Raw genomic sequence first — 13,334 nt, 5'->3', positions numbered from 1 at the left:
TTATTCTAAAAGTAATGGTTCCGCATGCCACGGTTGCTATCCATTGCTTGGTACGACTGTTCTCATTGCTTGGCACAACTGTTTCCATTGCTTGGCACAGTCGTTTCCATTGCTTGACACAGTCGTTTCCTATTAAGTGGCACAATGATTGTTCCTATAGAAGACAATGGGGTATATGTACATTAAAGTCCGGAAGGCTTACGAAACACTTCTCCTTCTTTTGCCAGTTTGCCCAACAAAGGCAGACCTTCTTCATCCCAACCGATGGGTTGCATCCGTAAAGAACGGCTATCCACCATAAGCATATCATGAAGTGAATTACGCACCAAATAAAGCATATACCACTCTTTATAATCCGGCGAAGGAACAAAACATATATTGCCGGGAGCGTATGCGTTATTTTCGGGCGATTGCCTGAAAACCGGTTCAGACAATTTAGTCCATGAAGCCGGAGAAAGTGGGTCGCTGTCGGCACTGGCAACTAATAATCCTATGCAGTGATAGGGAGTCCAGTTGGCACTAGCGGAATAATAAACAAGAAGTTTGTCTTTGTTACGGGAATGAAAAAGAAAAGGCATCTCGTTGACGTAGACCGGATAGGCAGCTTTATTCCCATCAGTTCCCACCCATTGGCATTCCCATTCATACTTGGGTTCAGATATCAGGACACGTTCGGATGCCAACGTCCACGGATCGGACATTTCGGCAATATACAAGCATTGCATTTCCTCAAAGATACGCTTGTTTTTCCAGCCGCTCCAAAGCAAATACAGTTTGCCTTTATGTACAAACGGATGCCCGTAAATAGCAAGATTATTGTGAGGATCGGTAGAAATTTTGCCTTTCAATACAAATTCTCCTTCCAACGGGTCGGGGGAAGCATTTTCCAGTACATGCAACTGGCGGTTGTCCGAATCGCCGTCGTCCATGCTAAAATACACATACCATTTTCCATTGATATAATGTATCTGTGGGTCCCAAATATGAGAATAAGATTGACTGTCGTCCACCGGCCATATCGTTTTGGTAGGTTCATGCGTTATTTCAGTAATGTCTTTCAATGCCCACAAACAGATTTTATCATCCACTCCGCGAATGTAATAATACATACCGTTATGGAACAGGGCACCAAAAGCCGGACCGCCAATCGACAAAAGCGGATTCGTATAACAGGAAGCGGAATCTATGGTTCCCGATGCGTGAGATGTTGTTGCTTTATACTGGCAGGAGAAGTTACTGAACAAACAAGCCAATATCCCCACAATATGTATAAGACGTATCATAAGAAATGAACTTTAAGGCTAAAAACTGCGACAAAGGAAATATAAAAAAAGCAAATATCCGCATTCTAACAGGATTTTATTCCTTGCAGGCAGAATTTTAGCCTTAATAGGCAAAATTTTAGCCTTTATTCATCCGGAGATTTAACACTTTTGCAAAGTGAACATGAAAAACAATTTAAGAAACATATAAATATTGTTCTATATGAAAATAGTAATGAAAGAGATGGCGAAGTATTCGTACATCTATGGGGTGTTAATCATGTGGGTGTGTTGCACCGGCTCTTATGCCCAATGGAAACCTGCCGGTAACAGAATCGTTACAGAATGGGCAGCACAAGTAGACGTAAGTAATGTATTACCCGAATACCCGCGTCCTTTGATGGAACGTACGGAGTGGGTAAACCTGAACGGACTTTGGCAGTATGCCATTCTTCCGTCGGGCAAAGCAATGCCGAAGACGTATGACGGTGAGATTCTGGTACCCTTCGCCGTAGAATCCGCACTTTCTGGTGTAGGAAAAGAATTGGGAGAGAACAACGAGTTATGGTATCGGCGCGCCTTTTCCGTGCCTTCCCGCTGGAAAGGGCAACGGGTATTGCTGAATTTCGGAGCGGTAGACTGGAAAACCACTGTATGGGTGAACGGAACCAAACTCGGTGAACACTGCGGCGGATTCACTCCTTTTGCATTCGACATCACACAAGCGCTGCAAAAAGGAGACAATGAAGTAGTGGTGCGGGTATGGGACCCGACGGACAAAGGCAAACAGGCACGCGGCAAGCAGGTAAGCAACCCCGGACATATCTGGTATACACCGGTGAGCGGCATCTGGCAGACCGTATGGCTGGAACCTGTCCCCGAACGTGCCATAGAAAACATCCGGACGACTCCCGACATAGATGGTGGCAAACTGACGGTGGAAACAACAGTGAACAACCCCAAAGCCAACGACCGGATAGAAGTGAAAGTGCTTGACGGCAACAAAGTCATCGCCTCCGGCAGTGCATTGAACCATACTTCCGTAGAAATACCGATGCCGGCAGATTGCAAATTATGGTCTCCAGACTCCCCTTCGCTTTATGACTTGGAAATCTCATTTTATGCCAACGGCAAATTGCAGGACAAAGTGAAAAGCTATACCGCCATGCGAAAATTCTCCACGCGAAGAGACGAAAAAGGGTACATGCGCCTGCAACTGAATAACAAAGACATCTTCCACTTCGGTCCGCTCGACCAGGGCTGGTGGCCCGACGGTCTGTATACCGCACCAACGGACGAAGCCTTGTGCTACGACATCGAAAAGACCAAAGAACTCGGATTCAACATGATACGCAAGCACCTGAAAGTGGAACCGGCACGTTGGTATGCACATTGCGACCGTCTGGGAATGATGGTATGGCAGGATATGCCCAACGGCGACAAGAATCAGGACTGGCAATATAAGCAGTTTTACTATGGTCCGGAGATGGTACGTACTTCGGAATCGGAAGCTATCTACCGGAAAGAGTGGAAAGAGGTGATGGACTGTCTCTATTCTTATCCGTGCATTGGCGTATGGACACCGTTCAACGAAGCGATGGGACAATTCAAATCCGTAGAAATAGCTGATTGGACCCAAAAATATGACCCGACGCGCCCGGTAAATCCCGCCAGTGGAGGCAATTATTTCCCTTGCGGGGATATTCTCGACCTGCACAGTTATCCGGAACCCGTCATGTTCCTCTTCGATGCCGACCGGGTGAATGTAATCGGTGAGTTCGGCGGAATCGGCATGGCGCTGAAAGGACATCTGTGGAACGAAGACCGCAACTGGGGATACGGTGACCTGAAAGACAAAGAAGAAGCAACGGAAGAGTACCTGAAGTATGCCAACCGCCTCAAGGAACTGTCGGCATTGGGACTATGCGGTGCCGTATATACCCAAACAACCGATGTAGAATCGGAAATCAACGGACTGATGACCTACGACCGCAAAGTAGTGAAAATGAACGCGAATGCATTACAGAAAGTCAACAGTGAAGTTTGCCATTGCCTGGATAATCCGCTTCCTGCAAAAAATTCCCGTTAGTAGACATTAAAAAACACGTAATTTGCTATTATGACAATTATAAATAAAAGAAATCTGTTTTTCCTAATTTCCGTCTGGCTGTTGTCTACACTTCTGCCGGCGCAGAATGTCACCATATCCACTCCCCGTACACAGTTGCTCCTCTCGGCACCAAACGGCGGTACACCGGAACAACTGTATTACGGTTCACGCACCTCCGATGCGGATATCCGAAGCATTTGCGAAACAGCACGCGGGAGAAATGCTTATCCCGTTTACGGAATGGGGTATCCATGCGAAACGGCATTGTCCGTCCGCCATGCCGACGGTAACCTGACACTTCAAATGGCAGTCATAGGCGTAAAAGAAACACGCCTTACAGAAGAAAATGCCACTTTGACGGTGATAGAACTGAAAGACAAAGTGTATCCTTTCTTCGTCAACATCTGCTACAAAGCATGGCAGGATGCGGATGTCATCGAGACATGGACTGAAATCCGTCACGAAGAGAAGAAGCCCGTCCAACTTCAGCAGTTCGCTTCCGCCTACTTGCCTGTCCGCCGTGGCAATGTCTGGCTGGCACATCTTTCCGGTGCCTGGGCAAACGAAGGACAACTCTGCCAGGAAGCATTGCAACCGGGTATGAAAGTTATCAAAAACACGGACGGGGTACGCAACTCCCAATCGGCACATGCAGAAGTGATGTTCTCGCTCGATGGCAAACCGCAGGAGAACACGGGACGCGTCATCGGTGCAGCACTTTGCTACAGCGGCAACTACAAACTGCGCATTGACACGCAAGAAGACGACTGGCACCATTTCCTCGCCGGCATCAACGAAGAAAACTCCTGGTACAACCTGAAAAAAGAAGAAGTATTCCGCACCCCCGCATTAGCACTGACCTACAGCGACGAAGGAATGAGCGGATGCAGCAGGAAATTCCATCAATGGGCACGTTTGCATAAACTTGCCAACGGGAACACTCCCCGCAAAATTCTGCTGAACAGTTGGGAAGGCGTCTATTTCAACATCAACGAACAGGGCATGGACCAGATGATGGGTGACATCGCTGCCATGGGAGGCGAACTGTTTGTAATGGACGACGGTTGGTTTGGCGACAAATATCCGCGCAAAAACGACTCTTATGCTTTGGGCGACTGGACCGTAGACAAGACCAAACTCCCTGGCGGACTGCAATCATTACTTGACAACGCCCGGAAACACGGCATACGGTTCGGCATCTGGCTGGAACCGGAAATGGCTAATACCAAAAGCGAACTGTATGAAAAGCACCCCGAATGGATTATCAAGGCACCCGAACGGGAAGTGGTATGCGCCCGCGGCGGCACACAAGTCGTGCTCGACCTCTCCAACCCGCAAGTGCAGGATTTTATCGTACAGACAGTGGACGAATTGATGAATTCCTATCCCGACATTGATTATATCAAGTGGGACGCCAATATGTCCATCATCACCCAAGGTTCGCAATACCTGACCAAAGACAATCAAAGCCACTTGAACATCGAATACCACCGGGGCTTTGAGAACGTGTGCCAACACATTCGCGCCAGCTATCCGCAACTGACGATACAGGCATGCGCCAGCGGCGGCGGACGTGTCAACTACGGCGTACTACCCTACTTCGACGAATTTTGGACAAGCGACAATACGGATGCACTTCAACGTATCTACATCCAATGGGGCACTTCCTATTTCTTCCCCGCCATCGGCATGGGGGCGCATATCAGCGCAAGCCCTAACCATCAGACATCGCGTTCCGTTCCATTGAAGTTCCGTATTGATGTAGCGATGAGCGGACGCTTAGGTATGGAAATACAGCCCAAGGATATGACGGAAGAGGAAAAGGCATTGTGCAGAAACGCCATTACCGAATACAAGACGATACGCCCCGTCGTACAGTTCGGAGATATTTACCGTTTACTTTCTCCGTATGACAAACAGGGCGCAGCTTCGCTGATGTATGTATCGCCGGAAAAGGACAAAGCCGTATTCTACTGGTGGAAAACAGAACATTTCTGCAACCAGCACTTGCCACGGGTGAAGATGGCAGGACTTGCTCCAAACAAATATTATAAAGTGCATGAGCTGAACCGCATCGACACTGAACCTTTGAAATTTGAAGGTAAAAGTTTCAGCGGTGCATATCTGAATGACAACGGACTGGAAATTCCCTCTACCCACAGAGTGGAACCTTCGAAACAAAACGAATATGCCAGCCGCGTGCTTTATCTGGAAGAAGTAACTCCCTCGTCTTCCGACAACCGGATAGCACAATGCCCTCCGTTGCGTGTTCTTTGCTTAGGCAACTCTATCACCCGCCACGAATATAAAGCAGACATCGAATGGTTCTCCGAATGGGGCATGGCAGCATCCAAAGAAGAAAACGACTATTGCCACCAATTGGAGAAGATGCTCTCGCAAAACCGTCCTGGCACAGTGGTTACCCCACTGAACATCGCCTATTGGGAACGCAACTTGAATTGCAGTATCGACTCGCTGATTGGTGCTCATGCTACAGACAAGGATGTGATCGTTGTCCGCTTGGGAGAAAACGTACAAGATAAAGAAGCATTCAAATCAGGTATCCTCCAACTGGTGGAATATTGCAAGCGGAAAGCAAACAAAATAGTCATCACCGGTTGTTTCTGGAAGGATGATGAAAAAGAGCGTGCCATCATTAACGCTGCGCATATGCATGGACTCACTTATATTCCGATTGACTGGATAGACCGCTTGTATGATTCACGCCCGAAAGTCGGAGACACTCTTTATGACATACACGGAAAGCCATATACTGTAACCAAAGATTTCATCATCGCCCATCCCGATGACGAAGGCATGAAGAAGATAGCGGAAGCAATATATAGAGTTCTCTAATGGCTCCCCGACTCTTCGCCCTTCCATTATTTATACCTGTAGTTTCCACACAATGAGAAACTACAGGTATATGAATAGAAAATTTCAGTTTAAACCCACCAAACACAATTGAATCAGCAATCAATATTTATCGTATAAATATTCTTTCATGTCATTATTTTACGGATAATATCTTTGGAATTTAGTCCATTAATCCTTTATTTTGTACAGAAAAACATAAAATTGTAACATGAGCGAAGAACAAATATTTGACGAAGCATATAAACTATATTACCGAAAGTGTTTACTGTTCGCCCGGTCTTATACCCATGATATAGTACAAGCTGAAGACATCGTTGCCGAAGCCATGATTGTGTTATGGGAAAAACTCTGTAATGCGGAAGAAATAGGTGCGACATTACCCTTTCTGATAGGCACTATCCGCAATAAAATACTACAATATTTCCGTAGGGAAACCTTCAAGCTTAAAATCCACTCCGTTCTCGAAAAAGACAGCATGCGCGAATTGGAAATGCGCATATCTACTTTGGAAGAGTGCAATCCCCAGGAGCTATACAGCATGGACATACAGAGTATATTAAAAGAATCATTGAAAACAATGCACAGCCAAACCCAAACTGTCTTCATGCTCAGTCGTTTCGCTCATAAAACCAATGAAGAGATTGCCCGGGAACTGGGCATTGGAGTAAAAGGAGTGGAATACCACATTACAAAAGCACTGAAAAAGCTACGGATAGACCTCAAAGATTTCTATCCTCTTCTGGACGTACTGCTTTAATCCCTGTTTCCTGTCTCTCCCACTCTCCCTTGCAAAATACGTATATTCATTGCTTTTTCTTCTTAACTACTATACAGCCCCAATAAATTTCTTAATCTTTTTTGAAAAAAATTCATTATTCCGCTAGGGTTATTGCTTTTTTATGCGACTATTATATAGAACAGCAATAAAATAATGCTATGGAACGAAATGTAATTCTTAAATATCTACGGGGAGAAACCTCTCCCGAAGAACGTATCAAAATGCTCCGATGGTTGGAAGAAGACCCGGCACATTTGGAAGAATACAAATATCTGCGCCGGATTTTTGATGCAACCTTATGCAACGAAGAGAATATACCCCTATCTATTCATTCGTCACGCTCCACCAACCGGAGAATATGGATGCAAATAGCGGCAGCCGTAGCGTTTATCTGTCTTTTTGCAGGCGGAACATGGCTATACACACAGCATCTTTCCGAAAACCAGGCAGAATTGTTAGCTGCACGCGATATCCACGTCCCTGTAGGACAACGTACGGAAATCACCCTAAACGATGGAACAAGAATATGGCTCAACTCCAATACAACCCTGCACATAGAAAGCCAAAAAGGAAAAGACCTGCGCCGTGTCCGCCTGAATGGTGAGGCTTACTTTGAAGTAACGCCGAACAAGCACCTGCCGTTCGTAGTACAGACAGGTTCTCATGAAGTGCAAGTGTTAGGAACAAAGTTCAGCATATTTGCCTATAAAGACCGGAACGATTTTTCCGTCAAACTGTATGAAGGAGCGGTCGACGTGAGTGACAAGCAAAACGCCACCACTCTCCGTCTCTCTCCCGACGAAGAAGCGAAGATATCCGACGGCGGACAATTGATAAAAGTTCCCTTCGACAAAGCAGAATCGCTGTTATGGATTGAAGGTATTTATTACTTCGAAGACACGGACTATGCTTCCATCTTCCGGCAAATGAAAGAATATTATAAGGTAGACTTTGATGTCCGTAACCCCCAAATACTACAATATAAATGTACCTGTAAATTCCGGCAGGAAGACGGTTTGAAACATATTCTGGAAATCCTGCAACGAATCCACCGGTTTGAATACGAATGGAGTGACGATGAACAGACCGTCATTATCCGATAAATTATTACTCTTTCAGTTAACCCTATTCATTATGAAAAACAAAGATCCCGTTTATTTAACTAAAAAACGGCCGGAAGTGCTCCAACACTATCCGACCGTAAAAGTCGTGCATACTTCCCTCGTTACCCAACGGAGAATGAACTCGTTATATTACACAACTTATTAAAACATACAAAGTTATGAATAAAAAAATAACTCTTTTGTGTGGAATAATGTTTTTTATATTAAATATGACTGTTTTTGCACAAAATAAGACAGTTACACTTCATGAAGAACAAAGTTCCATTCAAACAATCCTTTCAAAGATTGAGAAACAGACGAAATACCTGTTCGTCTATGACAAAGCGCAAATCGACGTAAAGCGTAAAGTTACGTTGAAAGTAAACAACAAACCGGTTTCGCAAGTACTGAATACATTATTTGCAGGCACACAGGTTTCTTACACCCAGAACGGAAACAACATCGTACTGACCGTAAAAAAAAGCAGTAAACAACCGACGAAAACCGTAAGAGGCGTAATCACCGATGCAAACGGTGAACCTGTTATTGGCGCCACAGTGACATCAACGGCAACCGGCAAGGGAACAATTACCGATATGGATGGTAAATTCACTATGGACGTTCCGAAGAACACGCAACTGCAAGTATCCTATATCGGATACAAGAAGCAGGAAATTGCGGTAGGAGAAAAAAACACACTGAAAATTGTGTTGGAAGAAGAAAATGCAGTATTGGAAGAGGTGATTGTAGTAGGTTACGGTACTATTAAACGGAAAGAGATGACTTCTGCCATCTCGCACATCGGTGCCAAAGATCTGAATCAGATGCCTACAATGGATGCATCTATGTTATTGCAAGGAAAAGTATCCAGTGTGTCCGTATCAAATATAAATTCCGCCGACCCCGACCAGCACGGTAGTATTCAGATTCGTGGTGTATCATCCCGTAGCGCAGGACTGGGTCCGCTCATCGTAGTAGACGGTATACCGGGCGGCGACCTGGCGAATATCAACCCCAATGATATCGAATCCATGGATGTACTGAAAGACGGTGCGGCATCTGCCATATATGGTACACGCGGCTCAAACGGTGTAATCCTCATCAACCTGAAAAAAGGAGCACGTGACAATCAAGTACACGTCACCTACAACGGTTCGCTTACCATCACGGAAGCAAAGCCGTGGGAATTGGAACCACTTAGTGCCGACGAATATCGTAAATACCGTTGCGAACAAAATCCGGGCAACGACTACGGTGGAAACACCAATTGGCTCGATGCCATCACCCATACAGGTATTACCCACATGCACTCGCTTACTTTCTCGGGCGGCGGAGCGCAAAACAATTACCGCGTAACGGCAGACTACCGGGATGCTGAAGGTATCCTCATCAACCAAAAACGCAGGGAATACGGAATGCGTGCCACTGCCAACCTAACCACTAAAGACGGTCTGTTCTACTTTTCAAGCACCGTAGCTCCCCGCATCATCGACCTCAAAAAGGGAAAATATTACAACTATCAAGTGGCATTGAGAAACAATCCTACCGTACCTGTATATGACGAAACCACAACCAACGGCTATTTTCACTTGCCATTAGGCACAAGCACGGAGAATATCGTAGAAGATCTGCGTGTCGTTTCCCGCGACCAGACTACACGCCGCATCGAATGGAATGCCACCGCCGGCATCAACCTTCTGCCGCTTTTCCTGCCCAACAACCAAAACAACCTTCTGCTGAAATCGCAGGTCACTTTCGCCCAACGACATGATGACGAAATACATGGTAGTTACTCGCCGTCCACCTACACGTGGATGATACAGAACAATCGGAAAGGTGAAGCATCGCGGGCATATTATAAAGCTATGACCAACAATTTTGAATGGGTTACGAATTTCTCCGCCACTTTCGCCAAGCACCACAATGTGCGTGGCATGGTAGGCTACTCTTACAATTACGTCGTAGCCGAAGGATTCAATGCAGCCAACAAAGATTTTGCCACTGACGCCTTGCTCTACCACAATCTCGCACAAGGTACGTATGCCGCCGAAGCTGGTAAAACGGAGATGGGTTCGTACAAAAACGATTCTAAACTTATCTCTTTTTTCGGTCGTGTGAACTATGACTGGAAAGGTCGTTATATGATGTCGGCAGCTATTCGTCACGAAGGTTCAACACGTTTCGGTAAAAACCATAAATGGGGAAACTTCCCTTCTATCTCGGCAGGATGGCGTATTTCCGATGAGAGTTTCATGAAGAATGTAAAATGGATCGACGACTTGAAGTTACGTTATGACTTTGGTGTAACCGGTAATCAAGATTTTGATAGTTACAAGTCACTTTCCACCTATTCCTCTTTCGGTTACTACTCCTATAATAATACAGCTTTCCATGTATGGGGACCAGGCAAAAACACGAACCCCGACCTGCGTTGGGAGAAAGCCAAAAACCAGAACATCGGTCTTGATTTCAGTTTGTTCAACAACCGCGTGACGGGTTCGTTCAACTATTTCATCCGCAAACAGGAAGATTTGCTGGGCGACTACCAGACTTCGGTTCCCCCCAGTCTGTTCGCCACCATCTTCACCAATGTGGGAACCATGAAGAATACCGGTTTTGAGTTCGACGTGACAGTGAACGCCGTACGCTCCAAAGATTTCAATTACAGTTTCACACTCGTAGGAGCCACAAACAATAATAAATTTGCCAGCTTCTCCAATGATGTATTCAAAGGACAGAAATACTATTCAACCTGTCAAATGGTCAGCCCCAATAATCCGGGATATCTGCAACGCATCGAAGAAGGCGAACGCGTAGGTAACTTTTTCACTTGGCGTTATGCAGGTGTCAGCGATGACGGCAACTGGTTGGTTTATAACAAAAACAACGAAGTAATCCCTGTCGGTGAAGCCAAGGAAGATGACAAAGCCATTACAGGCAACGGCCTGCCCAAATTCACAGCTTCTACTACCCATTCTTTCAAATGGAAAAATCTGGATGCATCCATCTCGTTGCGTGGCGCATTCGGCTTCCAGCTCTTCAATGTGCACGAATTTTACTTCGGGCTGCAATCCATGCAGAGCAACCTGATAAAAGAGGCGTACGGCAAAAACGCACACATCACTACTGGTATGAATGTGCTGACAGACTACTTCATCGAGAACGGTGACTATGTGAAAATCGACAATATCACACTTGGCTATACCTTCCCGTTGAAGACACGGTTTCTGGATAGCGTCCGTGTGTATGGTACCGCACAGAACCTTTATACATTTACCGAATTCAGCGGTATAGACCCGTCCAACTTCGAAGTGAACGGCCTGACTCCCGGCTCCGGTGGTGGTGATTATACCTATTATCCGTCGGCATTCCAGTTCAACTTCGGTTTGCAAATTAATTTTTAATTGAAAAAAGATTATGAAAATCAAACATATATTTCTAGGCATAGGCTTGCTGGCAACCGCCGGTGGCGGACTTTCATCGTGCACCGACCTTGAAGAGAAGGTTTATGACCAGGTGACAAGCCAAAACTATTATCAAACGAAAGATGATGTGATTCACGCTGTTTTTCGTCCTTTTGAGCACACTTATTATTCCATGTGGCAGGTGCACGAACATGAAGAACTGCCTGCCGACCAGTTGGTTACCGTCGTACGCGGCGACTGGTGGTGGGATGGCGGCAAATGGATTATGTACCACCGCCACCAATATGACGGCATCCAATACAACAACCCGGGTTCCGGCGAATGGACATCGGAATGGGAGCTGATGTATCAGGCCATCGGCCAATGCAACCTCGTTCTTGACGACCTTGCCGAACTCAATCCCGCCACATTCAAGATTACCGATACCGAATGGGCTTCTTATATAGCTCAGTTACGCTGCATGCGCGCTTTCTGCTACCTGCGGCTCATCAATTGCTACCGCAACTGTCTGCTTGTCACCACAAGTGATGCCAGCGTAAGTATGCAACCCGAAAACCGCAAGCAAGTGGAACCACGGGTGCTGTTCGAGTTCATCGAAAGCGAACTGAAAGATTTCTGTCTGACCAACTTGCCGCCGCGTAGCGGAAACTACGACGGCCCCATGCAGGGACAATTCACTCAGGGAGCTGCCGCCGCACTGTTGGCACGTCTCTATCTGAATGCTGAGAAGTGGATTGGCGAAGCCCGTTGGGACGACTGTATCAGAATCTGCGAACGTATCCGCAAAGGTGAATTCGGCCATTATGAGCTTGCCGAACGTTGGGATGCCCCGTTCGACTGGAACAACGAAACATGCAGTGAAGTAATTTTTGCATTTACCGCTTCGTTTGCCACGACTTGCCATCACATGACCAACTCACGCCAGACAGTCTATGGCCGTATGCTTCCCTATCAGTGTGGTCCATATCTGGGTATCGAGAAAGACGGTGAACGCAACCCGCGTTACTGCATCACTCCCAGTTACGACAACTCTTACCCCAATCGTCAACTCTTCGATTACAAGTTGGGACAAGTATCGCAGAAATTCCTGAAATACCCTAGTGACTTGCGTTGGAAACAATATAAGAATACAAGCAACAACACACGCGAAGGTATGATGTTCCTCGAAGGAAAGATTCCCAACAACACACAAAGCGAGGGATTCGGAAAATCACCGCAAGGCTATACCATCTACCTGCGCGACCAGGTCGGACAATTCTTTACAGGCGGTGAAAGCGGACAAATCACAGGCGACAGCGAATCGAAATGCGAGAACGGTGATTTCAATTCAGGTCTGTTCGTGGTGAAATATCCGTTCTATCCCTACGAAGGCGGTGCATATAAAGAATCAGACCATGCGGTAATCCGTCTGGCGGAAGTGTATTACACCGAAGCCGAATGTTATTTACGTAAAGGAGATGCGCGTACGGCAGGCTCGCTGCTGAACAAGGTACGGGAACGCAATTACTCCAGTTTTGGAGACAATATCGCCTACGCACCCGAAGGTCGCGTAAAACTGGATATGGACGAAATGCTTGACGAATGGGGACGCGAATTCCTTGCCGAAAGCCGCCGACGCACCGACTTGATTCGCTTCGGGCGCTTCCAGGAAGCATGGTGGGACAAAAAAGCGGATGCTGACACGCATTATGAACTTTTCCCGCTTTCACAAGACCAGTTGGAGCAAAATCTTTATCTGAAACAAAATCCGGGTTATCCCGATATCACACGTTAATTTTT

General features: G+C 46.3%; 7 protein-coding genes. 6 read left to right on the top strand and 1 reads right to left on the bottom strand.

Annotation, left to right across the window (positions count from 1 at the left end; translation table 11 throughout):
• Positions 1-182 precede the first annotated feature (182 nt).
• Complete coding sequence (locus ACGHVY_RS05995; protein ID WP_390597811.1) at positions 183-1,283, bottom strand: glycoside hydrolase family 43 protein; 1,101 nt, start codon at positions 1,281-1,283, stop codon at positions 183-185.
• A 259-nt stretch (positions 1,284-1,542) separates the two neighbouring features.
• On the opposite strand from ACGHVY_RS05995, the gene ACGHVY_RS05990 reads away from it, so the two are divergent.
• The 6 genes from ACGHVY_RS05990 (at position 1,543) to ACGHVY_RS05965 (ending at position 13,329) form a co-directional block, all read left to right on the top strand.
• A complete protein-coding gene (locus tag ACGHVY_RS05990) occupies positions 1,543-3,351 on the top strand; it encodes a glycoside hydrolase family 2 protein (RefSeq protein ID WP_390599652.1) in 1,809 nt (602 codons plus the stop codon).
• 30 nt (positions 3,352-3,381) lie between these two features.
• Positions 3,382-6,228 carry an alpha-galactosidase gene (locus tag ACGHVY_RS05985; RefSeq protein ID WP_390597809.1) on the top strand — a complete coding sequence of 949 codons (2,847 nt, stop codon included), beginning with the start codon at positions 3,382-3,384 and terminating at the stop codon, positions 6,226-6,228.
• 229 nt (positions 6,229-6,457) lie between these two features.
• Positions 6,458-7,006: an RNA polymerase sigma-70 factor gene (locus ACGHVY_RS05980; RefSeq protein ID WP_065539526.1), complete on the top strand. Its 549-nt coding sequence runs from the start codon at positions 6,458-6,460 to the stop codon at positions 7,004-7,006.
• A gap of 179 nt (positions 7,007-7,185) precedes the next feature.
• Complete coding sequence (locus tag ACGHVY_RS05975) at positions 7,186-8,130, top strand: FecR family protein (RefSeq protein WP_065539527.1); 945 nt, start codon at positions 7,186-7,188, stop codon at positions 8,128-8,130.
• 179 nt (positions 8,131-8,309) lie between these two features.
• Positions 8,310-11,534, top strand: coding sequence for a SusC/RagA family TonB-linked outer membrane protein (locus tag ACGHVY_RS05970; RefSeq protein WP_390597807.1), 3,225 nt, complete (start codon positions 8,310-8,312; stop codon positions 11,532-11,534).
• Between the two features lie 13 nt (positions 11,535-11,547).
• On the top strand, positions 11,548-13,329 hold the full coding sequence (locus ACGHVY_RS05965) for a RagB/SusD family nutrient uptake outer membrane protein (RefSeq protein WP_390597805.1): 1,782 nt from the start codon (positions 11,548-11,550) through the stop codon (positions 13,327-13,329).
• Positions 13,330-13,334: the final 5 nt, after the last annotated feature.

It is taken from the genome of Bacteroides sp. f07, from assembly GCF_042854785.1.
Lineage (GTDB): Bacteria > Bacteroidota > Bacteroidia > Bacteroidales > Bacteroidaceae > Bacteroides.
Note: the sequence above shows the minus strand (reverse complement) of the source record. Positions and strands in the feature narration are given on the sequence as shown.

What these genes read in the sequence shown, in the direction of transcription:
- ACGHVY_RS05995 (WP_390597811.1), bottom strand. Translation starts at nt 1,283, where the DNA reads ATGATACGTCTTATACATATTGTGGGGATATTGGCTTGTTTGTTCAGT.
- ACGHVY_RS05990 (WP_390599652.1), top strand. Translation starts at nt 1,543, where the DNA reads ATGTGGGTGTGTTGCACCGGCTCTTATGCCCAATGGAAACCTGCCGGT.
- ACGHVY_RS05985 (WP_390597809.1), top strand. Translation starts at nt 3,382, where the DNA reads ATGACAATTATAAATAAAAGAAATCTGTTTTTCCTAATTTCCGTCTGG.
- ACGHVY_RS05980 (WP_065539526.1), top strand. Translation starts at nt 6,458, where the DNA reads ATGAGCGAAGAACAAATATTTGACGAAGCATATAAACTATATTACCGA.
- ACGHVY_RS05975 (WP_065539527.1), top strand. Translation starts at nt 7,186, where the DNA reads ATGGAACGAAATGTAATTCTTAAATATCTACGGGGAGAAACCTCTCCC.
- ACGHVY_RS05970 (WP_390597807.1), top strand. Translation starts at nt 8,310, where the DNA reads ATGAATAAAAAAATAACTCTTTTGTGTGGAATAATGTTTTTTATATTA.
- ACGHVY_RS05965 (WP_390597805.1), top strand. Translation starts at nt 11,548, where the DNA reads ATGAAAATCAAACATATATTTCTAGGCATAGGCTTGCTGGCAACCGCC.